The sequence below is a fragment of the Mitsuaria sp. MSU3D genome, assembly GCF_056867975.1.
Genome location: NZ_CP200314.1, coordinates 2,446,926 through 2,461,436, shown reverse-complemented (window position 1 = coordinate 2,461,436; position 14,511 = coordinate 2,446,926). Strand labels below are relative to the sequence as shown.

The following is a 14,511-nucleotide window of genomic DNA, read 5'->3' as shown; positions in this document are numbered from 1 at the left end:
CCTCATCCCCGTCGCCGTGGCGCCGTCATGAGGTCCGGAGGGTTTTCCCGCACGTCCCGAAGGCTAGAGATCGAAGATGACAGCGAGGTGAATCGAATATGACAATGATCGATCGACGACCGCCGAAGTGCCGTTTCTCCTCTGGGCGCTGTACGTAACGACATTTTTCCGGATCCTGGGTGGCGTCACGGATGTGTCACATTGAGGTCATAGCATCCGCTCCGTTCGCCAACCAACCCAAGCGATAGGACTGAATGATCATGAATCAACTGCGTGCTGGCCTGCTGTTCGCCGCGTGCGCCGCGATGTTCTCCGCGGCCCATGCTCAAGAGGTGACCGGTGCGGGTGCTTCGTTCCCGGCCCCCGTGTACGCGAAGTGGGCTGATGCCTACAACAAGGCCACCGGCGTCCGCATCAACTATCAATCGGTCGGTTCCGGCGCCGGCATCAAGCAGATCCAGGCCAAGACCGTCGACTTCGGCGCGTCCGACGCCCCCCTGAAGGACGACCAACTGGCCAAGGACGGCCTGGTCCAGTTCCCCACCGTGATCGGCGGCGTGGTGCCGGTGATCAACGTCAAGGGCATCGCCGCGGGCCAGCTCAAGCTGGACGGCAAGGTCCTGGGCGACATCTACCTGGGCAAGGTCACGAAGTGGAATGACCCGGCCATCGCCGCCCTGAACTCGGGCGTCGCGCTGCCGGACGCCGCCATCGCCGTGGTCCGCCGCGCCGACGGTTCGGGCACCAGCTTCCTGTTCACGAACTACCTGTCCAAGGTCAACGCCGATTGGAAGGACAAGGTCGGTGAAGGCACGGCCGTGAACTGGCCCACCGGCGCGGGCGGCAAGGGCAACGAAGGCGTGTCGGCCTTCGTGACGCGTCTGCCGAACTCGATCGGCTACGTCGAATACGCCTACGCCAAGCAGAACAAGATGACCTACGTGCTGCTGAAGAACGCCAGCGGCGCCTTCGTCAGCCCGAGCGACGACGCCTTCAAGGCGGCCGCGGCCGGCGCCAAGTGGGAGCAGTCGTTCTACCAGGTGCTGACCGAGCAGGCCGGCAAGGACAGCTGGCCCATCACCGGCGCCACCTTCATCCTGATGCACGCCGCCCAGGACAAGCCGGCCCAGGCCGCCGCGTCGCTGAAGTTCTTCGACTGGGCCTACACCCAGGGCGACAAGATCGCCGACGAACTGGACTACGTCCCCCTGCCGGCGGCCGTGAAGGACCTGGTCCGCAAGCAATGGGCCGGCCAGGTGAAGGACACCGCCGGCAAGGCGGTCAGCTTCAAGTGATCTTCGTCTGACGAAGCGGCCCGGTGCTCCTGTTGCGGGACACCGGGCTTTCGTTCAAGACGAGTTGAGGCGCGAAGGTGCAAGGGCGCCAAAAGAAGAAGATCTCGACAGAGACATCGTGACGGACGCGTCGGACCGGCCGGAGGAGGCGGGCGGCGCGCAAGATTCCAAACATTTCAGCGGAGGCCCCGTGGCCGCAATACTTCCAGCCAATTCCCTCGATCGAGGCCAGGAGCGCGCCAAGCCGGACGGACGTCCGCCGCAGCGCCGCCGCGTCGCTCCCTGGGCCGACACCGTGTTCTCGCTGCTGACGCATGCCGCGGCCTGGATCACGCTGGCGCTGCTGGTCGGCATCATCGGCTCGCTGCTGGTGGGCGCCGCGCCCGCGATCAAGCAGTTCGGCCTGGGCTTCCTCGTGTCCACGGACTGGGACCCGGTGCAGGAGAAGTTCGGCGGACTCGTGATGATCTACGGCACGCTGATGACCTCGTTCATCGCGCTGCTGATCGCCGTCCCGGTCAGCTTCGGCATCGCGCTGTTCCTGACGGAACTGGCCCCGGGCTGGCTGCGCCGCCCGCTGGGCATCGCGATCGAGCTGCTGGCCGCCGTGCCGTCCATCGTCTACGGCATGTGGGGCCTGTTCGTGTTCGGCCCGCTGCTGGCCACCTACGTCCAGGCGCCGCTGCAGAGCCTGCTCGGCGGCGTGCCGGTCCTGGGCGGACTGGTCTCGGGCCCGCCGGTGGGTCTGGGCATCCTCTCGGCCGGCATCATCCTGGCCATCATGATCATCCCGTTCATCGCCTCGGTGATGCGTGACGTCTTCGAGGTCACCCCCGCGATGCTCAAGGAGTCCGCCTATGGCCTGGGCTCCACCACCTGGGAGGTGGTCTGGAAAGTCGTGCTGCCGTACACCAAGACCGGTGTGATCGGCGGCATCATGCTGGGCCTGGGTCGCGCGCTGGGCGAGACCATGGCGGTCACCTTCGTGATCGGCAACATGAACCAGCTGAGCTCGCTGTCGCTGTTCGAGGCCGCCAACACGATCACCTCGGTGCTGGCCAACGAATTCGGCGAATCCGGTCCCGGCAGCCTGCATCAGGCCTCGCTGCTGTACCTGGCCCTGGTCCTGTTCTTCATCACCTTCGTGGTGCTGGCGTTCTCCAAGGTCCTGCTCAACAAGCTCAAGAAGAACGAAGGAGCCCGCACATGAGCGCCACCACCGCCGACCGCATGGCGATGTACCACAAGCGCCGCCGGGTCAACATCATCGCGCTGACGCTGTCGCTCGCGGCGATGTCGATGGGCCTGGTCTGGCTGATCTGGATCCTCTTCGAAACCATCACGCAGGGCATCGGCGGCCTGAACTGGGCCACCTTCACCCAGATGACGCCGCCGCCGAACACCGACGACGGCGGCCTGGCCAACGCGATCTTCGGATCCGCGCTGATGGTGGCCCTGGCCACCCTCGTGGGCACGCCCATCGGGGTGCTGGCGGGGGTCTACCTGGCCGAGTACGGCCAGAAGACCTGGCTGGGCAGCTGCGTGCGCTTCATCAACGACATCCTGCTGTCGGCCCCGTCGATCGTGATCGGCCTGTTCGTGTACAGCCTGATCGTGCTGCGGTTCAAGGGCTTCTCGGGCTGGGCCGGCGTGATGGCGCTGGCGCTGATCGTGATCCCGGTGGTGATCCGCACGACGGAGAACATGCTGAACCTGGTGCCGAGCGCATTGCGCGAGGCCGCCTATGCGCTCGGCACGCCGAAGTGGAAGGTCATCATGACGGTGACGCTGAAGGCCGCCCGCGCCGGTGTCCTCACCGGCGTGCTGCTGGCCCTGGCCCGCGTCTCCGGCGAGACCGCGCCGCTGCTGCTGACGGCGTTCAACAACCGCTTCTGGTCGACCAACCTGTCGGGTCCGATGGCCAACCTGCCGAAGGTGATCTTCGACTTCGCCATGAGCCCGTACCAGAACTGGCAGAAACTGGCCTGGGCGGCGGTGTTCATCATCACCATCGGCGTGCTGCTCCTGAACATCCTCGCGCGCTTCGCCTTCAAGCAGAAGCATTGATCCGAACCCGGTCCACGAATCCAACGAATCGAGAAACAACATGGACGTCAAAGTCGACATGCCGGTGACCGAGAAGGCGAAGCTCTCGGTGAAGAACCTGAACTTCTACTACGGCAGCTTCCACGCGCTGAAGAACATCAACCTGGACATCCCCGAGAACAAGGTGACCGCGTTCATCGGCCCGTCGGGCTGCGGCAAGTCCACGCTGCTGCGCACGCTGAACCGCATGTTCCAGCTCTATCCGGAACAGCGCGCCGAAGGCCAGATCCTGCTGGACGGCGAGGACATCCTCACCAGCAAGGAAGACGTGTCGCTGATCCGCGCCAAGGTCGGCATGGTGTTCCAGAAGCCGACGCCGTTCCCGATGTCGATCTACGACAACATCGCCTTCGGCGTGCGGCTGTTCGAGACGCTGTCGCGCGTCGAGATGGACGAGCGCGTCGAATGGGCGTTGAAGAAGGCCGCGCTGTGGAACGAGGTCAAGGACAAGCTGAACCAGAGCGGTTCCGGCCTGTCGGGCGGCCAGCAGCAGCGCCTGTGCATCGCGCGCGGCATCGCGATCAAGCCGGAAGTCCTGCTGCTGGACGAGCCGTGCTCGGCGCTGGACCCGATCTCGACCGGCAAGATCGAGGAGCTGATCCACGAGCTCAAGCACGACTACACGGTCGCGATCGTGACCCACAACATGCAGCAGGCGGCGCGCTGCTCGGACTACACGGCCTACATGTACCTGGGCGACCTGATCGAATTCGGACCGACCGCGGAGCTCTTCATGAAGCCCAAGCGCAAGGACACCGAAGACTACATCACGGGTCGTTTCGGCTGATCAACAGGGAGCACACACCATGACCGACAAGCATCTCTCTACCCAATTCGACGCCGAGCTGAGCGGCATCTCCACGCGCGTCCTCGAGATGGGCGGCCTGGTCGAATCGCAGGTGGCGCAGGCCGTCGAGGCGCTAGGCAGCTTCAGCGGCGACATCGCCAGCCACGTGCTCAAGCAGGAAGAGATCGTCAACACGATGGAGATCGAGATCGATCGCGACCTGTCGACGATCATCGCCCGCCGCCAGCCGACCGCGCGCGACCTGCGCCTGCTGATCGCCGTGTCCAAGACGATCGCCAACCTCGAGCGCGTCGGCGACGAGGCGGCCCGCATCGCCCGCACCGTGCAGCGCCTGATCAACACCGGCGTGTCGAGCCGGCTGCGCCTGCCGATGTCGGATCTGTCGTACGAGGCCGAACTGGCCACCGCGCAGCTGCGCAAGGCGCTGGACGCGTTCGCGCGCCTGGACGTGGACCGCGCGCTGGAAGTGCTGAAGGCCGACGACCAGATCGACAAGGAGTTCGACGGCCTGATGCGCAAGCTCATCACCTACATGATGGAAGACCCGCGCACCATCTCGTCGTCGATCGACCTCGTGTTCGTCGCCAAGGCGATCGAGCGCGTCGGCGATCACGCCAAGAACCTCGCCGAAGTCATCATCTACGTGGTCAAGGGCACCGACGTCCGCCACAACTCGCCGGACGCCGTCGAGAACATGGTGCGCTGAGCACCGACAAGCGATCACCCGTCCGGCCCGCCCGCTACGGGCACGCCGGCGGGACCCAATAAGAGGAGTTACCCCGCATGAGTCGCATCCTGGTCGTCGAGGACGAATCCGCCATCGCCGAGCTGATCTCCATCAACTTGCGCCACGCCGGTTACGAGGTCACATTGGCCGGCAATGCCGAGCAGGCCCAGCTGGAAGTGGACCGCGTGCTGCCCGATCTGGTCGTGCTCGACTGGATGCTGCCGGGCCAGACCGGCCTGGCGCTGGCGCGCCAGTGGCGCGGCGCCACCCGCACCCGCGAACTGCCCATCATCCTGCTGACGGCGCGCGCGGAAGAGGTCGACAAGGTGTCGGGCCTGGACGCCGGCGCGGACGACTACCTGACCAAGCCGTTCTCGACGAACGAACTGCTGGCGCGCATCCGCGCGGTGCTGCGCCGCAAGGCGCCCGAAGCGCTGGACACGGCCGTCGAGGTCGGCGGTCTGGTGCTCGATCCCGGCACGCGCCGCGTCAGCCGCGAAGGCGTCGAGGTGAAGCTCGGTCCGACCGAGTTCCGCCTGCTGCACTTCTTCATGACGCATCCGGAGCGCGTGCACAGCCGCTCGCAGCTGCTGGACCGTGTCTGGGGCGACCATGTGTTCATCGAGGAACGCACCGTGGACGTCCACGTCAAGCGCCTGCGCGAGGCGCTCGAGAAGGTCAGTTGCGCGCGCATGATCGAAACGGTCCGTGGCGCCGGCTACCGGCTGACCCAGCAGAGCAGCAGCGCCCTGTCGGCCTGAGGGCGCATCCATGGCATGGATGTTCTCTCGCGTCCTGATGCTGGTGCTGGGCACCAGCGTCGCGGGCGGCCTGGGGTACTGGTTGGGCGAGTGGACAGGGATGCCGCATCTGGCCGCGGCGCTGGCCGCGGCGACGGCCGTCATCCTGATGGCGGTCTGGGACGCGGCCCGGGCGCACCGGCTCGTGCACTGGCTGCGCGGCGATCAGGACGACGATGCGCCGCGCCTCGGCGGCCTGTGGGGCGAGATGGCCTACCGCGTCGAGCGCGGCCTGCGCGACCGCGAGCGCCGTTATGAGCGCGAACGCCAGCAGCTCGAGCAGTTCCTGCTCGCGATCGAGGCTTCGCCCAACGGCGTGATCCTGCTCGACGGGCAGGACCACATCCAGTGGTGCAACGTCGTGGCGGGCGATCATTTCTCGCTGGATCCGCAACGCGACAAGCTGCAGCGCATCACCAACCTGGTCCGTTATCCGGCCTTCGTGTCCTATCTGCAGAACGGCAACTTCCAGCAGCCGCTGACGCTGACCAACACCCGCGCGAAGTCGACGCTGCAGGTGCTCGTCCGCGACTACGGCGTCGGCGGGGAGTCGCGCAAACTGGTCCTGTCGCTGGACGTCACCGACCGCGAACGCAATGAAGCGATGCGGCGCGATTTCGTCGCGAATGTCTCGCATGAGATCCGCACGCCGCTGACGGTGCTGGCGGGCTTCATCGAGACGATGGCCAGCCTGCAGTTGACCGAGGCCGAGCGCAAGCGGGTGCTGCATCTGATGCAGCAGCAGACGACGCGGATGCAGACGCTGGTCGGCGATCTGCTGACGCTGGCGCAGCTCGAGGGCAGTCCGCGGCCGGGCGCGGATCACTGGATCTCGCTGGATCCGCTGTTGCAGCGCGTCGGCGCGGACGCGCAGGCGCTGTCGAACGGGCGGCATGAGCTCGTCTGCGAACGTCATACGGGCGTCGAGCTCGCGGGCGTGGAGACGGAAATCCTCAGCGCGATCGCCAACCTGGTGAGCAACGCGGTGCGCTACACACCTGAGGGCGGGCGCATCGAACTGCAGTGGCGCTGGCTGCCCGACAACGGCGGCGAGATCTCGGTCATCGACAACGGACCCGGCATCGCGCGCGAGCACCTGCCGCGACTGACCGAGCGCTTCTATCGCGTCGATGGGAGCCGCTCGCGGGACACCGGCGGCACGGGTCTGGGACTGTCGATCGTCAAGCACGTCGTGCAGCGCCATGGCGGTGAGCTGCGCATCGAGAGCGAGCCCGGGAAGGGCTCCAGGTTCAGGTTGCTGTTCCCGGCGGCGCGTGTGCGTCTCGTCGATGCGTCGGCCATGGGCGATGAAGCGGCGCCGGCCGCACTGGCGGGGGGCGACGATCTCTGAGGTCGCTTTTGAGCGTCCACGAAAGAATGGCTCCGCTCGGAGCCATTCTGCTTTCGGGAGGTCGGCGCGCTTGGCCGCGGATGCATGGGGCCCGGACGGCAAGCGTCCAAACCCCATGCATCCCCGTCCCTGAACCACCGAGGACTTTCACGGTCTGGGACCGAGGGATGGCTCGATGTTGGATTGAGGACCGCGCGGGAGGGGCGCTGATCAGCGATCCTTCTGCATGACCAGGTAAGTGCCGAAACGGTCGGTCGGGCGACGGACTACGCCGAGTACGCGCCAGCCGCTCGGCGGCATCGGGGTGCTCTCCGCCTGCACGGTGATCGCGAGGGGGCAGGTCGTGCGGTCGAGACCCTGCGTCGCGTCGACCTTCCAGTGGCCCTGGAACTCCAGGGCCGCCAAGGCATGGGTCGGGAGGCCGGGAGCGGCGATGCACTCGACGTTCGCCGGCACATGCGCGGCGATGCGGTCGATCAGCGGCTTGTTGCTGCGCGCGTAGTTCAGCGTGTGCAGTCCCAGCGTCATCGCCAGCAGCCAGGCGAGCGCCACGCCGCCGGCCGGCAGCGCGAGGCTCTTCCAGAGCGCGTGACGGTGCCGCGCAGTGCGCCAGCGCACCAGCCACAGCCAGGCCAGCGTGCCCAGCACGGCCACCACGAAGGTGAGCAGGCTGAACTGCGGCTCATAGCCCTGCGCCAGCTTGCGAACGTTGGCAAGGAGCTTCGCGGGCCAGCCGATCTGCAGGGCCATGTAGTACAGCCACAGGAAGATGGCGCCGACGGTGAAGAAGAAGACCGAGAACCAGTCGAGCAGGGCACTCGCGCTGCGCTGGAAGGTCGGCAGCGCGAAGCTGGCCAGCACCGCGAGCGGCGGCAGTGCGAGCAGCATCGCGCGGTCGTCGGCCCCCATCAGCAGGCTGGTCAGCAAGGGCACCAGCGAGGCCAGCAGCGGCACAGACAGGTGGCGGCGCATCAGGTGAGCGCGCCAGCGCCACAGCGACCAGGCCGCCAGCGGCCAGGCCGGCCAGCAGAACCAGCCCAGGAGCCGCAACCAGTCCAGCACGCTGCGTTCGCTGGCCTTCACGCGCCAGGCCCAGCCGTGCATCGGCCATGCGACCAGCGCGGCCAGCACCATCGCGGCGAGGATCCAGGGCAGGAACTTGCGGGCGTCCTCGTAGGTGGAACGGAAACACAGCCACAGGGCGCCGACGGCCAGCGCCAGCGCGACGACGGGCGCGCCGCTGGTGGCGAGCACCGGCAGCGCCACGAGCATCGCCGTGCGGGCCTTCCAGGCCCGGAAGGGCAGCGCCGCAAGGCTGTAGACGAACAGCGTGATGCCGAGCAGCTGGAGGATCTCCGGCGTGATCTCATGCCCCAGGCGCAGCAGTCCCAGGCTGGCGATCAGCGCGAGCAGGCAGCCGTCGGCCATGGCGCGGGCGTAGTCGACCGCGTGGGCCTCGCCGCCGAAGGCAAAGGCCACCGGTTGCGCGGCCTCGGTGCGCGCCAGGTGCAGGCAGCTGTACCAGGCCAGCGCCAGCACGGCGGCCAGCATCAGTCCGAAGGGGATGCGCGCCGCGACGGAGGGATCGAGGAAGGGCAGCAACTTGACGCCGAGCGCGCCGACCCAGTACGGCAGGAGGCCGCCATCCGCGGGCAGGCCGGCGATCGCGGGCTGCAGCCACGGGGCGTGGCCTTGCGCGATGCTGGCGATGAAGCCGAAGGCGGTGAGGTCGGCATTGCGCCAGGGATCGCGGCCGAACAGGCCGGGCAGCACGTAGGCGGCGCACAGCAGCAGCAGGGCCCAGCGCGGGATCGGGTGCGTGCTGCGCTCGGCCACGACGGCCGGGGTGGGCAGATTCATGCGCGTCTGTCTCGTTGTCGTTGTGGATGCCGGTGCGCATCATGCCGCAGCTTCGCCGGGCTCAGGACGAGTCTCCTGACACCCTGCGGTAAAGGCGGGGCGAAGCCATGTCCCGGGACGCGACGACGTATCGCGCCCCTCAGTCCGGCGTGGCGGAGGCGAGCTCCGGAGCGGCCATGAAAAAAGGCAGCCGGTGGGGCTGCCTTTTTGCGGTGACCGGATCAGATCCGGTCGGGGAGGGCCGATCAGGCCTTCTTGCGCAGGTTCGCAAACTTGTTGCGGAACTTCTCGACGCGACCGCCCAGGCTGTCGACGCTCTTCTGGGTGCCCGTGTAGAACGGGTGGGATTCGCTGGAGGTTTCCAGCTTGACCAGCGGCAGTTCGCGGCCGTCGTCCAGCTTGATCGATTCCTTCGTCTGCACCGTCGAGCGGATCACGAACTGGGAACCATTGGACTGGTCCAGGAAGACCACGTCGCGATAGTTGGGGTGAATGCCTTCTTTGGCCATTTGAAAATCCTCGCTGCAGTGCCGCCAGCCACACTGCCCCTTGCAGCGCACTTGTCGACAGCGGAAAAACGCGGAGTATAGCTGAAATGAGAGAAGCCGCCCAGGGGCGGCTTCCGTGAAGTCCGGAGACCGGGCTGAATCAGCCCCCGCGTCTCATCATGTCGAAGAAATCGTGGTTGTTCTTCGAGGACTTCATCTTGTCGAGGATGAACTCCATCGCCTCGATCTCGTCCATCGGGTACAGCAGCTTGCGCAGGATCCAGGCCTTCTGCAGGATCTCGGGCTTGAGCAGCAGCTCCTCGCGGCGGGTGCCCGACTTGTTCAGCAGGATCGACGGATAGACGCGCTTCTCGGCCATGCGACGGTCCAGATGGATTTCGCAGTTGCCGGTGCCCTTGAACTCTTCGTAGATCACCTCGTCCATCTTGGAGCCGGTGTCCACCAGCGCGGTGCCGATGATGGTCAGCGAGCCGCCTTCCTCGATGTTGCGCGCGGCGCCGAAGAAGCGCTTGGGGCGCTGCAGCGCGTTCGCGTCCACACCACCGGTCAGCACCTTGCCGGAGCTGGGCAGCACGTTGTTGTAGGCGCGGGCCAGGCGGGTGATCGAGTCCAGCAGGATGATCACGTCCTTGCGCAGTTCCACCAGGCGCTTAGCGCGCTCGATGACCATTTCCGCGACCTGCACGTGGCGCGCGGCCGGTTCGTCGAAGGTGGAGCTGATGACCTCGCCGCGCACGGTGCGCTGCATCTCGGTCACTTCCTCGGGGCGTTCGTCCACCAGCAGCACCATCAGGTGGGCGTCGGGATAGTTGGCTGCAATCGAGTGCGCCAGATGCTGCATCATCATCGTCTTGCCCGACTTGGGCGGGGCGACGAGCAGCGCGCGCTGGCCTTTGCCCAGCGGGGCGATCAGGTCGATGATCCGGCTGGTGATGTTGTCGTCGCCGCGGATGTCGCGCTCGAGCTTGAACTGCTCCTTCGGGAAGAGCGGCGTCAAGTTCTCGAACATGATCTTGTGCTTGGACTCCTCCGGCGTCAGGCCGTTGACGCGGTCCACCTTGACCAGCGCGAAGTAGCGCTCGCCGTCCTTGGGCACGCGCACTTCGCCTTCGACCATGTCGCCGGTGTGCAGGTTGAAGCGGCGGATCTGGCTGGGCGACAGGTAGATGTCGTCCGTCGAGGCCATGTAGCTGGCCTCGGGCGAGCGCAGGAAGCCGAAGCCGTCTGGAAGGACTTCCAGCACGCCGTCGCCGAACACCTGCTCGCCGGCCTTGGCGCGCTTTTTCATGATCGCGAACATCAGCTCCTGCTTGCGCAGGCGGGCGACGTTGTCGATCTCCAGCTCTTCGCCCATCTGGATCAGGGCGGAGACGTGAAGCGCCTTCAGTTCAGAAAGATGCATGGGGGGTTTGACCCGGTCTGTCGTCCAGGGCCTGCCAAGGCCAGAGACACAAACAACGGCGAGCCCAAGGGACGCGCATCCGCGTTGCGGCGGACTTGAGGAAAGCGTGGAGACTTGGGCGCCGAGTCCACGCGCTCACCCGGAAGATCGACGGCGTCCGGAAGACGCCGTTGGGCCCGGGAGGGCGTGGTGGCAAGTTGTTCGCCAGGACCGCTTGGGCCCCGACGAATGGAATCATTATAGGTTGGCGTCGAGGAAGGACGTCAACTGGGCCTTGGACAACGCGCCGACCTTGGTCGCGGCGAGCTGGCCGCCCTTGAACAGCATCAGGGTCGGGATGCCGCGGATGCCGAACTTGGCGGGCACTTCGCGGTTGTCGTCGACGTTCAGCTTGGCGATCTGCAGGCGGTCGCCGTAGTCCTTGGCGACTTCGTCCAGGATGGGGGCGATCATCTTGCAGGGGCCGCACCACTCGGCCCAGTAGTCGACCAGCACGGGTTTGTCGGACTGGATGACGTCGCTGTCGAACGAGGCGTCGGAGATGTGTTTGATCTGTTCGCTGCTCATGGGAATGGTCCTTGCGTGATGTCCCTGCCGGGCGGATGCCACGGACGGGCGGCCAGCCGGGCGACAATGTGTACCGCCTCGGGGGCCCCAGGGTTGCAGGGTGAGACGATTCTCACACAAGCCCGGAAACCTCGGCCCGAGTAGGCGCTCATCCGACATGCAGGTGCGCGGGCGGATCTCAAGCCGCCGGGCGCCTGGTTTTCGCTATCGTCGCGATGCGCGGAATCTTCGGCGGCGCCTCCGGGCCCGCCGCCGTTGCCGCCATTGCCGCCATTGCCGCTGTTGCCTGCCGCCACCGCCACCATCGTCACCGCCAGTCCCACCGCCTTGTCGACCACGCCGCCGCCCTCGATGACGTCTCCGCCGCCGGTCGGCTTTCCCCAGTCGCCGGTCGACTTTCCGCAGTCGCTGGCCGACTTTCCGTTGTCGCCGGCCCACACCAGCGCCGCGATCTGGGATGGCGTCGCACGCCGCGCGGCCGAATGGCTGGAGGCCAACGGGCTGTCCGCGCGGGACGCCGTGCTGTTGCTGCCCTTCGCGCAACATCTGGCACCGGCGCGGCGCGCCTGGATGAAGCTGTCGCGCTGGCAGCCCCGCATCGAGACGACGCACAGCCTCGCGTCGGCGCTGGGGCCGAGCGCGCTGCCCCAGGCGGACCAGTTGACCGGCGACGCCGCAATCGATGCGCTGGCCGCCCGCGCGCTGATGCGCGGCCAGAGCTGGGCCGAGGCGCTGCGCAAGGAAGATCCCCGTGCCTATGACGCCGCGGTGCAGCGGCTGGTCGAAGCCGCGCATGCGCTGGCGCGGGCCGCCGCGCTGCGCGATCCGGTGCATCGCCATGAGTTCTGGGAACAAGGCCGGGCGGCGCTCGCGCTGCAGAGCGGCGTCGGGCACCTGGAGCGCGCGCTGCTGGCGGTGGCGCTCGAATGGGCCGCGGCCGACCCCCGCGCGCCGGCCACCGACGCGCTTTTCACGCTGCGTCCGAGCGCCTGGCTGCACCTGCAGTGCGGTGGGCCGGATCCGCTCGCGCAGGCGCTGCTCGCGAGCGCGGAGGCTGCCGGCGTGCCCTGCCTGCGCCTGAACGCCGATCTGCCGCTGGACGCCGCGTTCGATGGCGGTGCGCCGGTCGGGCGCATCGAACAGGCCGTGTGCGACGACTTCGAGGACCTGGCGCAATGCAGCGCCGCGTCGGTGCTCGATCACCTGCAGGCGGGCCGCGCGCCGGTCGCGCTGATCGCGCAGGACCGCGTCCTGCTGCGGCGCGTGCGCGCGCTGCTGGAGCGCCAGGGCCTGGGCATCCAGGACGAGACCGGCTGGACCCTCGCGACGACCGCGCCGGCAGCCCAGCTGATGGCGATGCTGCGCGCCGCGCGCCGCGAGGCGACCGTCGACGATTGGCTCGCCTGGTTGAAGACACCGCTGGCCTCGTCGCTGCGCGAGCGCGGCGGCAGTGCCTCGCTGAGCGCGCTGGAGGCGCACTGCCGCAAGCGTGGCTGGTCCACGCCGCAGGCGGTGCGCGCCGATCGTCTCCCTCCGGGCAGCGAGCGGCTCTGGGAGGCCGCGCGCGAGGCGCTGGTGCCGCTGCAACTGCGCGGCGCGCAGGCGCTCGACGCCTGGATCGCCGCGCTGGGGCAGACGCTCCAGCAGCTCGGTGCCGACGAGCAGCTCAAGCGCCAGCCCGCCGGCGGTCCGCAGGTGTTGGAAGCCCTGTGGCTGAGCAAGACGCCCTGGCCGGGTTCCGGCCACGAAGCGGTCCTGCGAGGCGCGCAGCTGACCGCCTCCGAGTTCGTCGACTGGGTGTCGCAGACGCTCGAGGCCGGCGAATACAAGCCGCCGCTCGAAGGTGGACTGCAGATCATGATCACGCCGCTGGCGCGGACGATGCTGCGCCCGTTCGGCGCCATCGTGCTGCCGGGCGCGGACGCCGCGACGCTGGGACCGGTGCCGCCGGGGCCGGTGCTGATCGGCGACACGTTCGCGCGCGAGCTCGGCCTGCCGACCGTCGAAGGCAAGCGTCATGCGCTGGCCTGGCAGTTCGCGCAGCTGCTGCGCGCGCCGGCGGTCACGCTGCTGCGTCGCGGGCATCTCGGCAGCGAGCCGCTGGCGGCGAGCCCCTTGCTGGACCGGCTCGACCTCGCACTGCAGGCGGCCGGCCACGTGCTGCCGCATTGGCACGATCCGCGCCTCGACGCGACCGTGCCGGCCGCGCAGGTCGACCGCGCCGCCGCGCAGGCGGAAGGTCGGCTGCCTGCCGCGCTGAGCGCGAGCGCGGTGGAGTCGCTGCGCCAATGCCCGTACCAGTTCTTCGCCCGCGTGCTGCTGGGCCTGCGCGAAGCGGGGGAGCTCGATGTCCAGGCCGACAAGCGCGACTACGGCACCTGGCTGCACGCGGTGCTGCACCAGTTCCACACCGAGCGCGCGGAGCGCCGCGATCCCCATCTCGACGACGACGCCCGCCTGCAGCGCGCCGCGCAGGACCAGATGCGCGAGCTGGGCCTGGCGCCGGCGGAGTTCCTGCCGTACTCGGCGAGCTTCGCGCGTTTCGTGCCGGCCTACCTCGGCTGGCTCGCGGAGCGCGAGGCCGAGGGCCAGCGCTTCGAACGCGGCGAGGTCGACCGCCGCGTGCGTCCCTGGGCGGAGATCGAGCCCGCGCTCGCGGAACTCGCGCTGCTCGGACGCATCGACCGGATCGACGACGCGCCCGATGGCCGGCTGCTCGTCGACTACAAGACCGGTAGCGTGAAGGGGTTGAAGGACAAGGTCGCCAATCCGCTCGAAGACACACAGCTCGCCGTCTACGCCGTGCTCATGGGAGTCGGCCAGTTGCACGACCTCGGCCCGCTGCGTGCGCAATACCTGGCCCTGGACGACGCCAAGGGCATCGCCGAGATCGAGCACGACCACGTGGAAGAGACGGCGGCCGTGATGCTGGACGGCTTGCGCCGGGACCTGATGGCCATCCACGCCGGCGATCCGCTGCCGGCATTGGGCGAGGGCGTTGCCTGTGCCTACTGCGAGATGCGCGGCCTGTGCCGTCGCGACGATTGGGATGGAGCCGCGCCGTGACCGCTCCGACGAGTGCCCCG

General features: G+C 67.9%; 12 protein-coding genes. 8 read left to right on the top strand and 4 right to left on the bottom strand.

From position 1 onward, the window contains the following. Positions 1-260: 260 nt before the first annotated feature. From pstS to phoR, 7 genes are all read left to right on the top strand, one after another. A complete protein-coding gene (pstS, locus tag AC1VNM_RS10725; RefSeq protein WP_483106917.1) occupies positions 261-1,295 on the top strand; it encodes a phosphate ABC transporter substrate-binding protein PstS in 1,035 nt (344 codons plus the stop codon). A gap of 190 nt (positions 1,296-1,485) precedes the next feature. Beyond that, positions 1,486-2,505, top strand: a complete 1,020-nt coding sequence (gene pstC / locus AC1VNM_RS10720) for a phosphate ABC transporter permease subunit PstC (protein WP_431104190.1) — start codon at positions 1,486-1,488, stop codon at positions 2,503-2,505. Continuing rightward, the gene (pstA, locus tag AC1VNM_RS10715) at positions 2,502-3,362 is read left to right on the top strand and encodes a phosphate ABC transporter permease PstA (protein WP_377154057.1); all 861 of its coding nucleotides are present in this window, start codon (positions 2,502-2,504) and stop codon (positions 3,360-3,362) included. The genes pstC and pstA overlap by 4 nt, the downstream gene beginning before the upstream one ends. 40 nt (positions 3,363-3,402) lie before the next feature. Beyond that, a complete protein-coding gene (pstB, locus tag AC1VNM_RS10710) occupies positions 3,403-4,188 on the top strand; it encodes a phosphate ABC transporter ATP-binding protein PstB (RefSeq protein WP_067270340.1) in 786 nt (261 codons plus the stop codon). 19 nt (positions 4,189-4,207) lie between these two features. Next, complete coding sequence (phoU, locus tag AC1VNM_RS10705; RefSeq protein WP_067270342.1) at positions 4,208-4,915, top strand: phosphate signaling complex protein PhoU; 708 nt, start codon at positions 4,208-4,210, stop codon at positions 4,913-4,915. 77 nt (positions 4,916-4,992) lie between these two features. After that, a complete protein-coding gene (gene phoB, locus AC1VNM_RS10700) occupies positions 4,993-5,697 on the top strand; it encodes a phosphate regulon transcriptional regulator PhoB (protein WP_067270346.1) in 705 nt (234 codons plus the stop codon). A 10-nt stretch (positions 5,698-5,707) separates the two neighbouring features. After that, the gene (phoR, locus tag AC1VNM_RS10695; protein ID WP_483106916.1) at positions 5,708-7,087 is read left to right on the top strand and encodes a phosphate regulon sensor histidine kinase PhoR; all 1,380 of its coding nucleotides are present in this window, start codon (positions 5,708-5,710) and stop codon (positions 7,085-7,087) included. 210 nt (positions 7,088-7,297) lie between these two features. Here phoR and AC1VNM_RS10690 read toward each other — a convergent pair whose 3' ends face one another. The 4 genes from AC1VNM_RS10690 to trxA form a co-directional block, all read right to left on the bottom strand. Further along, positions 7,298-8,947 carry a hypothetical protein gene (locus AC1VNM_RS10690; RefSeq protein ID WP_483106915.1) on the bottom strand — a complete coding sequence of 550 codons (1,650 nt, stop codon included), beginning with the start codon at positions 8,945-8,947 and terminating at the stop codon, positions 7,298-7,300. 245 nt (positions 8,948-9,192) lie between these two features. Then, the gene (locus AC1VNM_RS10685; protein ID WP_431104186.1) at positions 9,193-9,456 is read right to left on the bottom strand and encodes a type B 50S ribosomal protein L31; all 264 of its coding nucleotides are present in this window, start codon (positions 9,454-9,456) and stop codon (positions 9,193-9,195) included. Positions 9,457-9,595: 139 nt separating this feature from the next. Continuing rightward, positions 9,596-10,858 (bottom strand): transcription termination factor Rho, encoded by a 1,263-nt coding sequence (rho, locus tag AC1VNM_RS10680; protein WP_067270357.1) that lies wholly within the window; start codon positions 10,856-10,858, stop codon positions 9,596-9,598. A gap of 237 nt (positions 10,859-11,095) precedes the next feature. Further along, on the bottom strand, positions 11,096-11,425 hold the full coding sequence (gene trxA / locus AC1VNM_RS10675; RefSeq protein WP_088406647.1) for a thioredoxin TrxA: 330 nt from the start codon (positions 11,423-11,425) through the stop codon (positions 11,096-11,098). Between the two features lie 282 nt (positions 11,426-11,707). On the opposite strand from trxA, the gene AC1VNM_RS10670 reads away from it, so the two are divergent. Then, positions 11,708-14,491: a PD-(D/E)XK nuclease family protein gene (locus AC1VNM_RS10670; RefSeq protein WP_483106914.1), complete on the top strand. Its 2,784-nt coding sequence runs from the start codon at positions 11,708-11,710 to the stop codon at positions 14,489-14,491. Positions 14,492-14,511 lie beyond the last annotated feature (20 nt).

What these genes read in the sequence shown, in the direction of transcription:
- AC1VNM_RS10690 (WP_483106915.1), bottom strand. Translation starts at nt 8,947, where the DNA reads ATGAATCTGCCCACCCCGGCCGTCGTGGCCGAGCGCAGCACGCACCCG.
- pstB (WP_067270340.1), top strand. Translation starts at nt 3,403, where the DNA reads ATGGACGTCAAAGTCGACATGCCGGTGACCGAGAAGGCGAAGCTCTCG.
- trxA (WP_088406647.1), bottom strand. Translation starts at nt 11,425, where the DNA reads ATGAGCAGCGAACAGATCAAACACATCTCCGACGCCTCGTTCGACAGC.
- phoB (WP_067270346.1), top strand. Translation starts at nt 4,993, where the DNA reads ATGAGTCGCATCCTGGTCGTCGAGGACGAATCCGCCATCGCCGAGCTG.
- AC1VNM_RS10685 (WP_431104186.1), bottom strand. Translation starts at nt 9,456, where the DNA reads ATGGCCAAAGAAGGCATTCACCCCAACTATCGCGACGTGGTCTTCCTG.
- rho (WP_067270357.1), bottom strand. Translation starts at nt 10,858, where the DNA reads ATGCATCTTTCTGAACTGAAGGCGCTTCACGTCTCCGCCCTGATCCAG.
- pstS (WP_483106917.1), top strand. Translation starts at nt 261, where the DNA reads ATGAATCAACTGCGTGCTGGCCTGCTGTTCGCCGCGTGCGCCGCGATG.
- phoR (WP_483106916.1), top strand. Translation starts at nt 5,708, where the DNA reads ATGGCATGGATGTTCTCTCGCGTCCTGATGCTGGTGCTGGGCACCAGC.
- pstA (WP_377154057.1), top strand. Translation starts at nt 2,502, where the DNA reads ATGAGCGCCACCACCGCCGACCGCATGGCGATGTACCACAAGCGCCGC.
- phoU (WP_067270342.1), top strand. Translation starts at nt 4,208, where the DNA reads ATGACCGACAAGCATCTCTCTACCCAATTCGACGCCGAGCTGAGCGGC.